At 58.5% G+C, this 15,489-nt stretch carries 24 protein-coding genes and 1 tRNA gene; 24 read left to right on the forward strand and 1 reads right to left on the reverse strand.

The features are described 5' to 3' along the window. Positions 1–5 precede the first annotated feature (5 nt). From AB4O25_RS24315 to AB4O25_RS24360, 10 genes are all read left to right on the forward strand, one after another. A complete protein-coding gene (locus tag AB4O25_RS24315) occupies positions 6–230 on the forward strand; it encodes a hypothetical protein (protein WP_460150052.1) in 225 nt (74 codons plus the stop codon). Continuing rightward, positions 227–982: a helix-turn-helix domain-containing protein gene (locus tag AB4O25_RS24320; protein ID WP_460150053.1), complete on the forward strand. Its 756-nt coding sequence runs from the start codon at positions 227–229 to the stop codon at positions 980–982. Before AB4O25_RS24315 ends, AB4O25_RS24320 begins: the two co-directional genes overlap by 4 nt. After that, positions 979–1,764 (forward strand): ATP-binding protein, encoded by a 786-nt coding sequence (locus AB4O25_RS24325; protein WP_460150054.1) that lies wholly within the window; start codon positions 979–981, stop codon positions 1,762–1,764. Before AB4O25_RS24320 ends, AB4O25_RS24325 begins: the two co-directional genes overlap by 4 nt. After that, complete coding sequence (locus tag AB4O25_RS24330; protein WP_460150055.1) at positions 1,761–3,137, forward strand: replicative DNA helicase; 1,377 nt, start codon at positions 1,761–1,763, stop codon at positions 3,135–3,137. Before AB4O25_RS24325 ends, AB4O25_RS24330 begins: the two co-directional genes overlap by 4 nt. Beyond that, a complete protein-coding gene (locus tag AB4O25_RS24335; RefSeq protein ID WP_460150056.1) occupies positions 3,130–3,417 on the forward strand; it encodes a hypothetical protein in 288 nt (95 codons plus the stop codon). Before AB4O25_RS24330 ends, AB4O25_RS24335 begins: the two co-directional genes overlap by 8 nt. Then, positions 3,414–3,803, forward strand: coding sequence for an antiterminator Q family protein (locus AB4O25_RS24340; protein WP_460150057.1), 390 nt, complete (start codon positions 3,414–3,416; stop codon positions 3,801–3,803). The genes AB4O25_RS24335 and AB4O25_RS24340 overlap by 4 nt, the downstream gene beginning before the upstream one ends. A gap of 175 nt (positions 3,804–3,978) precedes the next feature. Next, a complete protein-coding gene (locus AB4O25_RS24345) occupies positions 3,979–4,236 on the forward strand; it encodes a hypothetical protein (RefSeq protein WP_460150058.1) in 258 nt (85 codons plus the stop codon). Positions 4,237–4,444: 208 nt separating this feature from the next. Beyond that, a tRNA-OTHER gene (locus AB4O25_RS24350) sits at positions 4,445–4,514 on the forward strand. Positions 4,515–4,567: 53 nt separating this feature from the next. Then, entirely contained in the window at positions 4,568–5,410 is an 843-nt protein-coding gene (locus AB4O25_RS24355) for a phage tail tip fiber protein (protein ID WP_460150059.1), read from the forward strand. Between the two features lie 117 nt (positions 5,411–5,527). Further along, positions 5,528–5,860: a phage holin, lambda family gene (locus tag AB4O25_RS24360; RefSeq protein ID WP_460150060.1), complete on the forward strand. Its 333-nt coding sequence runs from the start codon at positions 5,528–5,530 to the stop codon at positions 5,858–5,860. Between the two features lie 34 nt (positions 5,861–5,894). Here the strand turns inward: AB4O25_RS24360 and AB4O25_RS24365 are convergent, their stop codons facing one another. Continuing rightward, on the reverse strand, positions 5,895–6,332 hold the full coding sequence (locus AB4O25_RS24365; RefSeq protein ID WP_460150061.1) for a hypothetical protein: 438 nt from the start codon (positions 6,330–6,332) through the stop codon (positions 5,895–5,897). 100 nt (positions 6,333–6,432) lie between these two features. Here AB4O25_RS24365 and AB4O25_RS24370 point away from each other — a divergent pair, with 100 nt between their 5' ends. From AB4O25_RS24370 to AB4O25_RS24435, 14 genes are all read left to right on the forward strand, one after another. Continuing rightward, positions 6,433–6,615 carry a hypothetical protein gene (locus tag AB4O25_RS24370; RefSeq protein WP_278934148.1) on the forward strand — a complete coding sequence of 61 codons (183 nt, stop codon included), beginning with the start codon at positions 6,433–6,435 and terminating at the stop codon, positions 6,613–6,615. Further along, on the forward strand, positions 6,615–6,932 hold the full coding sequence (locus AB4O25_RS24375; protein WP_460150062.1) for an HNH endonuclease: 318 nt from the start codon (positions 6,615–6,617) through the stop codon (positions 6,930–6,932). Before AB4O25_RS24370 ends, AB4O25_RS24375 begins: the two co-directional genes overlap by 1 nt. Positions 6,933–7,081: 149 nt before the next feature. Beyond that, on the forward strand, positions 7,082–7,579 hold the full coding sequence (locus tag AB4O25_RS24380; protein ID WP_460150063.1) for a terminase small subunit: 498 nt from the start codon (positions 7,082–7,084) through the stop codon (positions 7,577–7,579). 2 nt (positions 7,580–7,581) lie between these two features. Beyond that, positions 7,582–9,273, forward strand: coding sequence for a terminase large subunit (locus tag AB4O25_RS24385; RefSeq protein WP_460150064.1), 1,692 nt, complete (start codon positions 7,582–7,584; stop codon positions 9,271–9,273). Then, positions 9,273–10,673 (forward strand): phage portal protein, encoded by a 1,401-nt coding sequence (locus AB4O25_RS24390; RefSeq protein WP_460150065.1) that lies wholly within the window; start codon positions 9,273–9,275, stop codon positions 10,671–10,673. Before AB4O25_RS24385 ends, AB4O25_RS24390 begins: the two co-directional genes overlap by 1 nt. A 14-nt stretch (positions 10,674–10,687) precedes the next feature. After that, complete coding sequence (locus AB4O25_RS24395) at positions 10,688–11,575, forward strand: head maturation protease, ClpP-related (RefSeq protein ID WP_460150066.1); 888 nt, start codon at positions 10,688–10,690, stop codon at positions 11,573–11,575. Then, complete coding sequence (locus AB4O25_RS24400; RefSeq protein WP_460150067.1) at positions 11,572–12,783, forward strand: phage major capsid protein; 1,212 nt, start codon at positions 11,572–11,574, stop codon at positions 12,781–12,783. Before AB4O25_RS24395 ends, AB4O25_RS24400 begins: the two co-directional genes overlap by 4 nt. A gap of 40 nt (positions 12,784–12,823) precedes the next feature. After that, positions 12,824–13,057: a hypothetical protein gene (locus AB4O25_RS24405; protein WP_460150068.1), complete on the forward strand. Its 234-nt coding sequence runs from the start codon at positions 12,824–12,826 to the stop codon at positions 13,055–13,057. A 1-nt stretch (position 13,058) separates the two neighbouring features. Then, positions 13,059–13,400: a head-tail connector protein gene (locus AB4O25_RS24410; protein WP_460150069.1), complete on the forward strand. Its 342-nt coding sequence runs from the start codon at positions 13,059–13,061 to the stop codon at positions 13,398–13,400. Next, complete coding sequence (locus AB4O25_RS24415; protein ID WP_460150070.1) at positions 13,400–13,738, forward strand: phage head closure protein; 339 nt, start codon at positions 13,400–13,402, stop codon at positions 13,736–13,738. The genes AB4O25_RS24410 and AB4O25_RS24415 overlap by 1 nt, the downstream gene beginning before the upstream one ends. Beyond that, positions 13,731–14,204: an HK97-gp10 family putative phage morphogenesis protein gene (locus AB4O25_RS24420; protein WP_460150071.1), complete on the forward strand. Its 474-nt coding sequence runs from the start codon at positions 13,731–13,733 to the stop codon at positions 14,202–14,204. The genes AB4O25_RS24415 and AB4O25_RS24420 overlap by 8 nt, the downstream gene beginning before the upstream one ends. Further along, positions 14,204–14,572, forward strand: coding sequence for a DUF3168 domain-containing protein (locus AB4O25_RS24425; RefSeq protein WP_460150072.1), 369 nt, complete (start codon positions 14,204–14,206; stop codon positions 14,570–14,572). The genes AB4O25_RS24420 and AB4O25_RS24425 overlap by 1 nt, the downstream gene beginning before the upstream one ends. A 62-nt stretch (positions 14,573–14,634) precedes the next feature. Continuing rightward, a complete protein-coding gene (locus AB4O25_RS24430) occupies positions 14,635–15,129 on the forward strand; it encodes a phage tail tube protein (RefSeq protein WP_460150073.1) in 495 nt (164 codons plus the stop codon). A 9-nt stretch (positions 15,130–15,138) separates the two neighbouring features. Then, complete coding sequence (locus AB4O25_RS24435) at positions 15,139–15,474, forward strand: phage tail assembly chaperone family protein, TAC (protein WP_460150074.1); 336 nt, start codon at positions 15,139–15,141, stop codon at positions 15,472–15,474. Positions 15,475–15,489: the final 15 nt, after the last annotated feature.

The following is a 15,489-nucleotide window of genomic DNA, read 5'->3' on the forward strand; positions in this document are numbered from 1 at the left end:
CTACCATGGAATCAACTGCCCGAAACCCGGGTAGTTTGCCCGCCGTCGCCGAAGTGGTGGCCGGCCCCTGGCCCTGCTACTCCAACTGCCGCCATCTGCCCGAGCGCGAGCGCTGGGAGATCTACGGCTTGGCCAAGGCTGGTCGTGGCGCCCTGAAGGATCGCGGCGTGGTCATGACTGAGAGCTATGACGCGTTCATTGCCCGTATTACGCGGGAGATGGATCTATGAGCATGGATCTGATGGTCAAGGCCATGAAAACGAAGGTCGGTAACCCGCTTCGTAAATTGGTGCTGGTCAAGTTGGCCGACAACGCCAGTGATCAGGGCGAGTGCTGGCCGTCGTACCAGCACATTGCCGATCAATGTGAGATCGGTCGCTCGACGGTAAAGCTGCACGTTCGCGAGCTAGAAAAGGCCGGTTTTCTCCGTCGTGAGTACCGCCGTAAAGGTGAGTTGAATCAGTCGAACGTCTTCCACTTGACTCTCGAAGGTGGGGCGGCAGCTGCCCTAGTGGGTGGGGCACCAGATAACCCACCTGGGGCAGGAGATAACCCAGGGGGTGGGGCAGGAGCTGCCCCCAGAACCAGTCACTCTTCTGAACCAGTCAAGGAACCTAAAACCTTGTGTGCATCGGAAGTGGAATTGGCTGAAGCCTTCGAGGTGTTCTGGAAGCTGTACCCCAACAAGAAATCGAAGAAGGACGCTCGCAAGGCATGGGAGAAGCTCAAGCCATCCATCGAGCTTCGCCAGACCTTGATGACCTCCCTGGCCAGCCACCGCGTTTCTCGCGACTGGACCAAGGACGACGGGCAATACGTGCCGATGGCGTCGACCTGGCTCAACGGCGAGCGCTGGACTGATGTGCTCAAGCCGGCCAGCAGCACCAAATCTCGCCATACCAACCTCGATCAGATCAACCATGAAGACGGCCTCGATCAGCAGGTCGACGGCTCCTATCGAATTGCGAGTGTGACCCCATGACGACAAAACCCAAGTACACCCTGGAGACCCGGGCGGGCGAATGCCCCGAACATGGCACTTTTCCCAACAATCTGGTGAAACAATTCGGCACCGACCCGGTTTGGTTCGGTTGCCCGCGCTGCCAGTTCGATGGACGACATTCGCAAGATCTTGATCTGCGCTCGAAGGCGACGGGGATCCACCGTGAAAGACTGCTGAATGAGCGCCTGCTCGACGCAGGCATTCCCGATCGATTCATGGGCTGCACGCTGGAAAACTGGAGTGCAGTCGCACCAGCACAGGTTCAGGCGCTGGCAGCGTGCAGCGGCTTCGTTGAGGCGTTCGAAGAAAACTTTGCTGTAGGCCGGTCCGCGATGCTGCTGGGCACAGTGGGCACGGGCAAAACGCACCTGGGTAACGCGATGCTGCAGGCAGTTATTCGTGAGCACGCACTCGCTGGGCTTGTCGGGCTCTATGCTACCGCCGGCTCAATCATCCGCGACGTGAAGGCCACCTTCGGCAATCGCGGACGTACTGAGGCTGATGTCTACGCCGACCTGATTCGTCCTGATCTGCTGGTCATCGATGAAGTCGGTGTCCAGCACGGCACCGACTTCGAGCGTCAGGTGTTGTTCGAGGTGATCAATGGCCGGTACGAGAGGATCAAGCCCACCATCGTGGTGAGCAACCTGGGAGTGACAGAGCTGCGCCAGTGCCTGGGTGACCGAGCTGTAGATCGCCTGCGCGACAAGAGCGGCGTAGTGGTGGTGTTTCGCTGGGCATCTGCGCGGGGGGCCGTATGAGTCGCGAACTGTTTAGCATCGAAGCCGAGCATGGCGTCCTGGGTGCAATCATGCTGAAGCCCGAACTTTTCGATGAGGTAACCAGCAAGGTCAGTGTTTCCGACTTCTATGATCTGGAGAATGCGGCGCTGTTCAAGGCAATCATCGACTGCCAGGCAACTGGCGACCCGATTGATCCGGTCACTGTAGGGCTATGGCGCCCAACCCTGCCAAGCGGTGCCAGCATGTTGGCCTTCGCCGTAGAGATCGCCACGAAAGTGCCAAGCACCGCCAATTGGAAGGCCTATGCCAGACACGTCCGAGAGCGGGCAATACTTCGTCGGGTGATTGAGGCTGGCGACGTGATTCGCGAGCAAGCCACCGAAGACCTTCCGCTTGCGGAGATCATTGCACTTGCCCAGCAGGCCACCGCCGACCTTCGCGATTTGGATGATGATGGCCAACGTGATTACTACAGGGCCAGCGAGATCCTGCCGGGCGTGGTGGATACCATTGATTCAAAGTTCAACAAGACGATGCCCACCGGTCTTTCGACCGGGCTCGCGAAACTTGACGAACTGGTGCGTGGCCTGCGCCCAGGAAACATGATCGTCGTCGCCGGCCTCACAGGGTCGGGCAAGACCATCCTAGGCCTGCAGATCGCTCAGCACGTCACTTGCAAACTTGATGGCGTTGGCTTGGCTTTCTCCATGGAAATGACCAAGGAGGAATTGATCACGCGCGGCCTGGCTTCGCTAGGTAGCGTCAATCTCAGCAAGTTGGACAGTGGCGAACTTGAGGACCATGACTGGCCAAAGCTTTCCAACGCGGTCAGCGTCCTCAACAAAGCCAAGCTGTTCGTCAATGACCAGGCCGGCATGACGATGCCACGCATCCGCTCAATTGCCCGCCAGTGCCAGCGCAGGGAGGGGCTCAGCGTGTTGCTGGTCGATTACGTCCAGTTGATCGGCGCCGAGGGTAGTGCCAATCGCTCTATCGAGGTTGGGAAGATTTCCACAGCCCTCAAGAACCTGGCCAAGGAACTCAAGATCCCGGTGATCGTGCTGGCCCAGCTCAACCGCGGTTCAACTAACCGTCCAGACAAGCGTCCTCGCCCGAGCGATATCCGTGACTCCGGACAGATCGAGCAGGACGCTGACGTTGTGATTCTGGTGCATCGGGACATGGAAAGCGAAGAGGGCCAGAACGGAGTAACCGAACTCATCGTCGGTAAGGTCAGGCACGCCAAGGTCGGTTCGTGCCTTGTTCAGCAGCAGGGTAAGTACGTCAGGTTTGTTGATTTCGGAGGTAAAGCGCCAAGCACCGAAGAGGTGGAGATGGGACGCGTATTGAAATTCACCGGCCGCGCAAAGGGGAGAAAAGATCATGAGTAACGTCACAGCGGCATTGCCGCGCAAAAGCATGAGCGACCTAGAGCGGCGCTTTCTTAAGATCGCTGGTGAGGAGCTGGCCGAGGTCAAAGTTGGCGGGCCGAGCGCGCTGGCTTACCTGCTGGACATGGTGGCCAGTTGGCACGGCAGCCGGGCCCAGATCGGTTTCCATGACTTCGGGCAACGCTGGCTTATCGAGGGCAATGCAAAGAACAAACCCGCTGACCGGTTGCTGCGTGACCTGTTTGGCCTGAGTGATCCAGACCCGAGGAAAGCCGCATGAAGAAGCGCACCTACACCGACAAACCCCTGGGTGATACCGAATACCTATTGGAACAATGGGGCTGGTGGCGGATGGATGGGATGGGCGTGCCTCGGTACGTATCTCCGCTGTACGCTCTAATCCGGGACAACAACGTCACCGAAGGTGGGATCAAGAATTACTGTGTCACTGATGACGTGGCTCTCGTGGTGGATCGGGCGGTTGCCAAGCTAGCTACACGGGACGCGCAGATGGGCAACTTTATTTGGCTGTACTTCGGCGCGAAGTGGCCAGCGCTTCGGATTGCCAAGGATAACGACATGGGGGAGGCTAAGGCGCGGGAGTTAATCAAGGCCGGAGTGGCTTGGGTTGACTGCGCTATCGAGGCTTTCCGCGAAGCAGCGTAGAAATACCTTTCCACGCGGATAAACTCCTGTTTTCATGGCACCGTGTTCAGCTTTTCAAGCGCGACACCACATCGAAAGCCCGGCCATTGAGTCGGGCTTTTTTATGCGCGGTGCCTATTCAGGGTTAGCAATAGTGCGGTATAGCGAAGGTTCGATAATCACCGGAGCTACCCGCATGAAGCGCGACAAAGAACTTGCCCTAAGAATGCTCCAGTTGGTTCAGGAGAATGCTGACACTGCCGGTATGGATCTCGTGCACTTACGGTCCGCTCTCCCTGGGCGCCACCAGGCGTGGACTGTTGAGATGGTTTACCACTTAAATCTTCTTGTCGATGCCGGATACCTAACAAAGAAGAGCGCCACAGATACTGAATCAGCGTCTATTCAGTTGACCTGGTCTGGTCACGACCAAATTGAGTATTTGATGAAATAGATTTTCCAAATTTACTTGGGCTTGCCTTTGGCAGGCCTTTTTTTTGCGATTTTGTTGCGTGAAGCCATAGCCAGGGTGGGCCTTCGGGCGGGCCTGGACGCGGTATCGCCGGCAGTCACGCGTTACGAAAGAACACCGGCAGCATGAGCAGTCCATACCTGTGCTTCACGGGCTGGCTCAGGCGGGCAGCGTGGGAAGACACGCATTTGCGGGTAGCGTAGGTCGCTAGACAGCCTTCCAAGCTTTCGACCAGGGTTCGATTCCCTGTATCCGCTCCAAATTCCAAGGCTCGCCATATCGGCGGGCCTTTTCTCGTTATGAGGCACAGCAAATGTCCGGCTCTATCCAATCCAGCGACTACGTGCCGGGCGTTTCCGGCTGGAAACTCAATACCCTCACCGGTGAGTTCGAGATCAACTCTTGCGCCATGGGTAGAGCGGCGAATGCACCAGAGCGCCAGATGGTGTCGGTCGAAGTGACCAGCTGGAGCAAGTACGACTTGCCCAAGAATGCCGCCAACCTGCTCCAGTTCATGCAGGCCGAGCTGCAGAAGGTCCCCGAGCAGTATCGCCACGCCGCCGAGTTCGAAGAGTTCGATGCGAGCTACGGCGATGAGTCGTTAAATTCCCGCCTGTTCCTGAGCTACGCCCGACTCGAAACCGAGGAAGAGCTGGCCGATCGCCTGGAGAAGGCTAAGGTTGCCGGTACACGGGTCAGCATCAAGAACGGCTTGATGACTGTCATTCACGATGGCGTTGTACGGTACAAGATCGGCAAGCTGGACCAGCCAGAGGCTGAACAACCTGAGCCATTCAAGGTTGATGGCGACCAGGTCTACATCAGCGAGGCCACGATTCATGACGGCATCATAAAGTCGCCATGGCCCGCTGCCTGGGGCGTGCGGATGCAGCTCGGCGAGAACGGCAAGTTGTACGTCGCGGGCATGGACGTTGGATTGCCATCGCAGTTCGTGGTTTCAGCTGATCGCTTCGCCATCAACGGGCGCAGCGCCTCGGATATCCTGGAAATGCTCGCCGACAAGATCAGCAAGACTGAGCTTGGCCAGGACCTAAAAGGGCAGATTGACCCGCTGGGCTCTAATCTAGACGAACAAGTCAAGGCAGTGATCCGCAAGGAGCTCATGCCTGGCGGTCTGCTGCACCGCTCGCGATAACTTCCGGCTCGCCACTGTGCGGGCCTTTTCGTTTTCGGCTCCACCACGCCCATTGCTCCGAGCTGGGAGTGCTGCTGGAGCCGGATCTATTCACTCCCCGAAAGGGAGGAACCTGAGATGCCGAACATGCCAGACAAGCCAGACACCTGGGCATTGATGCTTGCGTGGCTGAGCCAGCATTCGCCAATCATCTATGCGGCTCTGCTGTCCTGCGCCATGGCTGTCCTGCGTATCACCTACGGCGGCGGTACACGGCGCCAGATGTTGGTGGAGGGCGCGATCTGCGGCGGCCTGACTCTAACCATCATCAGTGGCCTGGACTTCTTCGGGTTGCCCCAGAGCATGGCCACCTTCGCAGGTGGCTGGGTTGGCTTCCTGGGTGTCGAGAAGATCCGAAACATCGCGGATCGGGTCACCGACTTCAAGTTGCCCACCCGCAAGGCTGAGTGAGTCAAGTTCAGGTGGGCGCCGTGGCAATCCACATTCAGCGGCGTCCCGTCGAGCCATAGCAAGCTCGTAGAGATTGTTGGTAATCGTTCATCTGGCGGATGTTTCGCTCGATTTGTTGAGCGGAGTGGTTGTTGTTTTCTAAGTAGTTAATGTCGTTCCGAATGGTATCAATATCTCGCTTTAGAGGCATGCAACGGTCGTTCTCCAGTTCCGCAACACGTGATTGAGCAGACGTGAGTAGCTCGCCTCTGGCGTCGTAGGCCTTACTCCATTTTTCAATATTTGCGACCAATCGATCATTTGCCTCTTTGTAGTCCGCGACACGCTGCACAAGAGTCCCGTTCGCAGCCTCTTGCTTGCCATAACTAACCGAAGCAACGGCAATGCCGCTGATCACGGAGAAAAGCAGTGAGAAAAAAGTAACGGTTAACCAAGACGGGGCTGGAGTCTGGGTCTGAGCTGTTTGAGTCATGGGTTCCTGCCATGGAAGTAATTTGGCCAAGGAGTTTAAAGCATGTGTAAAGGCTGCGCCGCCCGGCGCGAGTGGCTAAACAAGATGAGGAGGCTGGCATATGAGCGAGCAAGTGAGTTGTTTACTGGTCGAGCTACTGGCCGAGCAGAAGAAGCAGACAGCCCTGCTCGAGCAGATAGCCAAGCAACAGATCCTGATGATCGAGGTTCTGGCGGACGAGCAGGGTGAGCAAGACCCGGACGCGATGCCGCTGACCTACATGGATGGGAGCAAGGTGACCTGATGGCCAAGATACCCAGCCTCAAGTCCAGGCTCACGCCCGTCGCTATCCGCCAGGTATCGTCAGTTGCTGAGGCCTCCGGTGCTGATAGCTGGGGATCTGGCCGAGGCGGCCGGCCATGGCGCCGCAAGCGTGAAGCGATCCTGATCCGTGACAACTACACCTGCCGAGTATGCGGGCTAACCACCAAAGACCTTGAGGTTGACCACATCGTCAACGTTGCCCAGGGCGGCACCGATGAAGACGGCAACCTACAGGCGATCTGCATCCCATGCCACAAGGCCAAGACGGCGCGCGAGTCGGCTGCACATCGAGGCTGATAGGCGAATCTGCACGTCACAGGCGTGCTGCACGGTGCAAGTGACGTGCTACACGAGGGGGAGGGTGGGTCGAAAGTTCACGACCTTTTTTCTCGGACACCACTCCCCCTCTCACGCGCAGATTATTTCCCCTTTTGAGGTTTTTGTTAATGGCGTTAACACCTAAACAGCGCGCCTTTGTCGTCGCCGTGCAAGGTGGCGCCTCGAATAAGGAGGCAGCGATAGCTGCTGGTTACGCGGTCTCTAGCGCTTCAGTCGCCGGCTCGAGACTGGTTAAACACCCAAACGTTATGGCTGCACTCGTCAAGGCCGGCGTTAACAAAAATGTTAATGCTCCATCCGGTAAGACAGTTTCACCAGTCGGCGCCGAGCAGCAGCCTGAAGAGCCGCTTGAGGGCGGATTCGATTTGGCTAGAGCCCTGAGACACTCCGACCCGAAGGATTTCCTTTTGGCGGTCATGAACGATCTCGAAAGCGAAGCGAAGCTGCGTGTCGACGCCGCCAAGGCGCTGATGCCTTTCGTTCACTCCCGCAAGGGCGAGGGCGGAAAGAAGGATGCAGCGAAGGAAGCCGCGGAAAAGGCCGCTGGCAAATTCTCCAGGCAGGCCCCGCCCAAATTGGTAGCGGCAAACGGTAAGCAGGTCTAACTATGGAATGGTCGACCGCATGCCCTGACTGGGAGCAACGCCTGATCGACCACGAGTCGATTATCCCGCCACCGATTTTTGTAGACGAAGCCGAGCGTGCGCTTCAGATATTCAATGAACTGCGCGTACCAGACTTGCCTGGTAAGCCACGGATGGCCGACTGCTGCGATGAGTGGGTGTTCGACTACGTCCGCTGCATTTTCGGAGCCTACGACTCCGAAACCGGAAAGCAGCTGATCCGGGAGTTCGGCCTGCTGATCAGCAAGAAGAACACGAAGAGCACCATCGCCGCAGGGATCATGCTCACCGCATTGATTCTGTGCTGGCGCGAGGAAGAGGAGCATCTGATCCTGGCGCCGACCCGGGAGGTCGCTGACAACGCCTTCAAGCCAGCGGCCGCGATGGTCCGTGCCGACGAAGAGCTTTCGGCAATGTTCCATGTGCAGGATCACATCAGGACGATCACCGACCGCACCACGCGGAACTCACTGAAGGTTGTTGCAGCTGACACCGATACCGTCTCAGGCAAGAAGGCCGGCAAGGTGCTGGTTGATGAGCTTTGGGTGTTCGGCAAGCGTGCTAATGCGGAATCCATGTTCATGGAAGCCCTGGGCGGTCAGATCTCTCGCGAAGAGGGGTGGGTTATTTACTTGACGACCCAGAGCGACGAGCCGCCGGCGGGCGTATTCAAGGAGCGCCTGAAGTACTGGCGCGATGTGCGCGACGGGAAGGTTATCGACCGAAAAACGCTGGGCGTTCTCTATGAGTTCCCGGCTCAAATGGTGGTGAGCAAGGGTTATCTAAACCCGGAAAACTTCTACATCACCAACCCGAACATCGGGCGCTCTGTAAGTGCGGAGTGGCTAGAAGACCAGCTCAAGAAGAGGCTGGGTACTTCAGATGGATCCCTGCAGAAGTTCCTGGCCAAGCATCTGAATATCGAAATTGGTCTGAACTTAAGGACCGACCGCTGGGCGGGGGCTGATCACTGGGAAGCCGCCGGCGACAAGTCGCTCACCTTTGATGAGCTGCTGCGGCGCTCCGAGGTGATTGTGGTAGGCATCGACGGCGGCGGCCTTGATGACTTGTTGGGCCTGAGTTTGATCGGCCGCGAGCGTGAAACTCGGCGCTGGTTGCACTGGGCGCACGCTTGGGCCCACCAGATCGCACTCGACCGGCGCAAGGATATCGTTTCAAACCTGCGCGACTTCGAGGCTGATGGCGATCTAACGATTGTTGAGCGGCCTGGTGATGATGTCCTGCAGGTCGCAGACATCATCTGCGAAGTTAGGGATGCGGGCCTACTGCCGGACAAGCAGGCAATAGGCGTCGATGCGGCCGGTATCGGCGATATCGTTGATGAGCTGACCACGGAAGATCGCGGTATCACGATGGAGCAAATCGTTTCGATCTCCCAGGGCTGGCGGCTCAATGGTGCAATCAAGACCACTGAGCGAAAGGTTGCCGGCGGTGAGTTCGTTCACGGTGGTACACGGCTGATGGCCTGGTCTGTCGGTAATGCCAGGACGGTGGCGGTAGGCAACGCGATTGCAATCAACAAGCAAGTGAGCGGGTCGGCAAAGATTGACCCGCTCATGGCTACCTTCGACGCAACTACGCTCATAGCGCTGAACCCGGTGGGTTGCGGTGATCTACAGGGCTTTTTCGACAATCCAATTATGGTGGGGCTTTGATGGCGCGCGAAAAGAAACCCGGGCGAATCAAGGCCACTCTTCAAAATTGGCTTGGTGTGCCCATCGGCTTAAAGGATGGTTCGTTCTGGCAGGAGTGGTTCGGCAGCTCGGTCAGTGGCCAGCACGTATCGGTTGATAAAGCCATGCAGCTGTCCACGGTATGGGCCTGCGTTCGCTTGCTTTCGGAGTCGGTATCGACGTTGCCGCTGAAGCTGTACCGGCGCCTGCCTGATGGCTCAAGGGCTCCGGCAACTGACCACCCACTTTACCGGCTGCTGTGTCGGGTGCCGAACTCGGAAATGACCCCGCAGCGTTTCATGCTTCTGGTGGTGGCCAGCATCTGCCTTCGCGGCAACGCCTTCGTCGAGAAGAGGATGCTGGCGGGCCGGATCATCGCGCTGGTACCGCTTCTGCCGCAGTGCATGCGAGTTAAGCGCCAGGACAATGGCCGGCTCAAGTACACCTACACCGAGAACGGCGTGGAGCGCGACGTCCCTGAAAAGACACTTATGCATATCCGTGGCTTTGGCCTGGACGGGGTGTGCGGGATGCTCCCTGTAACGACCGGTAAGGAGATCTTCGGATCAGCCATGGCGGTAGAAGAGGCAGCCGCCAAGGTCTTTGCCCAGGGCATGCAGGCCTCCGGGATACTCTCCAGCGACAAGACGCTCACCCCGGCGCAGCGCGAGCAGCTCCGGAGCAGCCTCGGTTCGTTCATGGGCTCCAAGAACGCCGGCAAGATCATGGTTGCTGAGGCGGGCCTCAAGTACCAGGGGATCACCATGAACCCCGAAGCCTCGCAAATGCTGGAGTCACGCTCGTTTAGCATTGAAGAGATGTGCCGGTGGTTCCGGGTGCCGCCCTTCATGGTCGGTCACATGGATAAGCAGTCCAGCTGGGCCAGTTCGGTGGAAGCGCAGAACCTGCATTTCCTGACCAACAGTTTGCGCCCGCTACTGGTGAACATTGAGCAGGAAATCACCCGATGCCTGATCGGTGAAGCTGACGCTGACGAGTTCTTCGCTGAGTTCGCTGTTGAGGGCCTTCTGCGCGCCGACAGCGCCGGTCGTGGCGCCTGGTACAACACAGCTCTGCAAAACGGCTGGATGTGCCGTAACGAGGTACGTCGCCTGGAAAATATGGCTCCAATCCCGGGTGGCGATACGTTCACTGTTCAGTCGGCGCTCGTGCCGCTTGATCAGCTCGGCAAACAGTCTGCAGGCATGTCGCCGGCGGCAACAGCCTTCATGTTGCGCATCACGGCCGCAAATCAGAGCGGGGACAAGGAGGCAATCAAGGAAGCCTTCGATCTGGCGACCAAGGCGCTTGATGCCGGAAACCCCGATGGGCCAATGATGGCCCACGCACTGATATCTCTGCCGCGGCTTCTCGCCGCTTGATCCTGGAGTAACCAATGACCCTAAAGACCATTCCGGCGGCGCCGGAGGCTCGGCCGCGCGCGCAGGTTCACTGCGACCTGACGCCGAAGGCCTTGGAGCGGTGGAATCCATCGATCAAGGCGGCAAGCACGGATGACAACTCCATCACGATTTACGACCCGATTGGGTTTGATTGGTGGACGGGCGAGGGCGTAACTGCAAAGCGGATCAGCGCCGCGCTTCGCTCTATCGGTGACAGCGATGTGACCGTGAAGATCAACAGCCCAGGTGGCGACGTGTTTGAAGGGCTGGCCATCTACAACCTGCTGCGCGAGCACAAGGGCAAGGTGACGGTGCAAATCCTCGGCCTCGCCGCCTCGGCCGCGTCATTCATCGCTATGGCGGCTGATGAAATCCAGATCGCGCGCGCCGGCTTCCTGATGATTCACAACAGCTGGACCATGGCCGCCGGTGACCGCAACGACATTCGAGAGGTCGCCGACTTCCTCGAGCAGATTGACGGAACACTCGCTGATATCTACGCCGTACGCACCGGTGACCCCATTGAGGCCATGCGCAAGCTCATGGACGTCGAGACCTGGATGGGCGGCGCTGCTGCAATCGATGCGGGGTTTGCAGACAGCCTTCTGGCATCTGACGCAGCAGTCGAAGATGCCAGTGCATCGGCGCCTCACCAGGTCGCTGCCCGCCGCATGGATCTGATCCTTGCCAAACAGGGCATGCCGCGCTCCGAGCGCCGCGCCCTTATTCAAGAACTCAAGGCTGGTACGCCTGGCGCTACCACCTCCGGCAAGCAGAACGCTGCCGCAACCCCGGCCAACCTGGCCAATCCCATTGCCGAACTACAGGCCGCGCTTTCGCGGTTCTCGGCAGCAGCTATTCAAACCGGAGAAAAACCATGAGCGACACTACTGCCGAGCTGTTGAAGAACGTCTCCAACGAGCTTAAGAAGGCCACTGACGAATTCAGCAAGCAGGCTGAAAACGCGCTGTCGGAAGCCAAGAAAGCTGGCTCGCTTTCTACCGAAACCAAGGCCGCTGTCGATGAGATGGCCCTGAAGTTCAACAGCCTGACCGAAGCCGAGAAGCAGCTGAAGGCCCAGCTCGGCGAACTGGAACAGGAGTTCGCCCGAATTCCTACCCAGGCCGCCGCCGCTCAGAGCGAAACCCTCGGCGGCACTGTCATCAAAAGCGAAGCTCTGGCCGAGTTCGCAAAGAGCATTCAAGGCAACCGCCGCGTAAGCGTGCCAGTTCACGCCGCGTTGCTTAGCACCGGCGTTGCCGAAGGCGTATTGGAGCCACAGCGCCTGCCAGGTATCGATGTGATGCCGAAGCAGCGACTGTTCATCCGTGATCTGATCGCGCCGGGCCGCACCACTTCCACGGCAATCTTCTGGGTGCAACAGACCGGCTTCACCAACGCCGCACGCGTTGTCGCTGAAAACACCCAGAAACCGTACAGCGACATCCAGTTCAACACTAAGATCACGCCGGTTACCACCATCGCGCATATGTTCAAGGCCTCGAAGCAGATCTTGGACGACTTCGCCCAACTGCAATCGACCATCGACGCAGAAATGCGCTACGGCCTGAAATACGCCGAAGAGTCGGAGATCTTGTTCGGCGACGGCACTGGTGTGCACCTGCACGGCATCGTGCCGCAAGCAGAAGCTTATTCGGCAGCGTTCGAGCCTGACGCTATGACCCAGATCGACCAGCTGCGCCTGGCCATGCTCCAGTCGCAACTGGCGCGCTTGCCGGCCAGCGGTCACGTGCTCCACTTCACCGATTGGGCGAAGATCGAGCTCACCAAGGACACCCTGGGTCGCTACATCATCGGCAACCCGCTGAGCCTCGCTGGTCCCACTCTGTGGGGCCTGCCAGTTGTTGCAACCGAACTGGCGGCGTTCCTGGGCAAGTTCCTGACCGGTGCATTCCAGACTGGCGCTCAGATCTTCGATCGCGAGGACGCCAACGTGGTGATCTCCACCGAGAACGCCGACGACTTCGAGAAGAACATGATCTCGATCCGTTGCGAAGAGCGTCTGGCGCTGGCTGTTAAGCGTCCGGAAGCGTTCATCTACGGCACCTTCGCCACTCCAACCCCTTGATATAGCGGGGCCGCCAAATAGGCGGCCCCCGGAGGTCCAAATGAAACTGAAGACCCTCAAACCGCTTTACTTGGGTGGCAAGACGTTGACGGAGGGATCGCTGTTCATCACAGATGAGCAGCACGGCCGCCAGCTTCTGCAAAAAAACTACGCAGTCGAGTGCGATGACGACGGCGAGCCACTGGTGGACCTGACTGAGCAGAATGACTCACCCGATCCGCTGAACAGCGAAAAGGCAGCAGGCAAACCGGGCGGCAAGAAGAAAGGCGCCTGATATGACAGTCATCCCGATTGAAGTAGCAATGCAGCACTTGCGGGCCGAGGTCGAGGATCAGGCCTATGTCGCGCTGGTGCTGGAGGCTGCGGAGGATAGTGCGGCGCAGTACCTCAATCGTCGCTTCTATGCCGATGCTGACGCACTTGCTTCTGCCGTGCTGGCTGGAGACGCGGGGACTGATCCGATCCTGGTCAACCCCTCGATCCGTGCTGCTTGCCTGTTGATTGCTGGCAACCTCTACGAAAATCGTGAAGACGCAGTTGCTGGCGGGTCCTTCAGCGAAATGCCATCCGGCTCCAAGTCTCTTTTGACGCCGTATCGCGTCGAGTGGGGTGTTTGATGCAAGCCGGGAAACTGCGTCACCGCGTCGAAATTCAGCACAAAATCACGCCGCGTGATCCTGTAACTGGTGACTTTCTTGACCCGTCCTGGGTGGAGTTTGCCAAGGCCTGGGCGGCTGTTGAAGATTTGTCGGCGCGGGACATGGTCGCGGCCAAGGCTGGTCAGTCCCAAGTAACTGGCAGGATGCTGATTCGTTACCGCGCGGGCGTTCTCCCGACGATGCGTATTGTCCACCGAGGCGAGATATACAGCATCCAAGGGCCGCCGCTCGCCGACAGAAAATCAGGGCTTGAGTACCTGACGCTTCTTGTGTCGAAGGGGATGAAGGATGGCTAGTTCTATTTCCGCGCAGCTTCAGGGTGTCGCGGCCACCATCGAAAGGATGCGAAACCTTGCTCCGCGCCTCCAGAAAAAAGGCCTGCGCCGCGCGGCGCGCGAAGCCATGAACATCATTCGCGATGACGTTAAAGCCCGGGCCAAGGCGCTGGATGATCCCGACACCAAGGAAAAAATCTGGCGCAACGTCATTACCCAGGAGGCCACCAAGCAATCCAGGCGCGAGGGCGGCGTGGTAATGCGCGTCGGCATAAGAGGCGGCGCCGGGTCAAACCAGCACAGCAAGGATGCGGCCGGAAACCCGGGCGGCGACACTAGGCACTGGCGCTATATCGAGTTCGGTACCCAGTTCACGCCGCCGGCACCTTTCATGCGTCCGGCTTTCTCTCAAAACGTCAATGCGGTCACAGAACAGTTTGTCACGAGCCTTGGCCGTGAGATTGACGCTGCGCTCAGGGGCAATTGATGGATCCGCCTATTTTTCGAATCTGCTCAACCGAGCCGACGGTAACCGCGCTTATCGGTTCTGGCATCGACTGCCGCCTTTATTCGTTTGGCGAAGCGCCAGAGGGTGTGGCGAAGCCCTACGTGGTATGGAACCTGATTGACGGGAATCCAGAAAACTACCTCGCGGGCCGACCGGACGCCGACGGCTACACGTTGCAGGTCGACGTGTACGCGGCCAGTACTGGCGCAGCGACACGGGTCACCGAGGCGTTGCGGGATGCACTGGAGCTGAACGCCAACATCACCCGCTGGGGCGGCTCGGGACGAGACCCGACAACAAAGGACTATCACCGCAGTTTTGATATCGACTGGATCACCCTTCGATAGAGCATCACCCCAATCAACCCGCCGAGTGCGGGTTTTTTTATGCCCGACATTTGGAGAAAGCCATGTCGATTCTTACCCAAGGCACCCAGGTTTACGCGTTGGTGCCGAGTGCGGCTGACCCCGCAGTTTTTGTGGTGCTTGAGATTGAGTGCGCAACCGCTTTCAGTCCAGGCGGTAACCCAGCTGATCAGATCGAGGTCACTTGCCTGAGCGACAAGGTTCGTCGTTATCTGCGCGGACTGCGCACTCCAGGGCAAGCGTCTTTGACGCTCAACGCAGACCCGCGTAACGCGTCCCACGTCCGCCTTCATCAGCTTTCGGAAGATGACAGCATCGAGAGCGTAGCGTGGGCTGTGGGCTGGTCAGACGGTACCGATATTCCGCCAACACTCAACGCCGGCGGCGATGACTTTGTGCTTCCGCCTTCGCGGACCTGGTTCGTCTTCGACGGCTACGTCTCGGACTTCCCGTTCGACTTCGCAGCCAACGCCGTGGTAAGCACCGCCGCCACCATTCAGCGCTCGGGCGGTTCCGCCTGGATTCGCAAAACAGCGTAAGGGGATCGCATGAACCTGGCTCAGTTGAAAAAGAAAGGGGGCGTCATTGCTGACGCCCTGGTGCAGCGCGAAGTGGAATGGAAGCACTTCGACGCTAAAGGCAAGGAGGTGACCGACAAGTTCAAGATTCACATCCGTCGCCATGCTTTCGGCGTGATGGAGGCCATGTTCGCCGGTGGCGAGGCCGAGCGTTTTAAAAACGCCAGATACCTCTCGGCGAGCGTCATGCTGGGCGACACCGGTAATGAGGAGTTGCCGTTCGAGGATGCGGTAAACCTCGATTCGGGCCTCGGCGTGGTGCTTCTGCAGGCGGTGAACGAGGTCAATAACCCGGTAAAAAACTGACCCCCGCCGATGAGT

Source organism: Pseudomonas sp. S3_A03, from assembly GCF_054668275.1.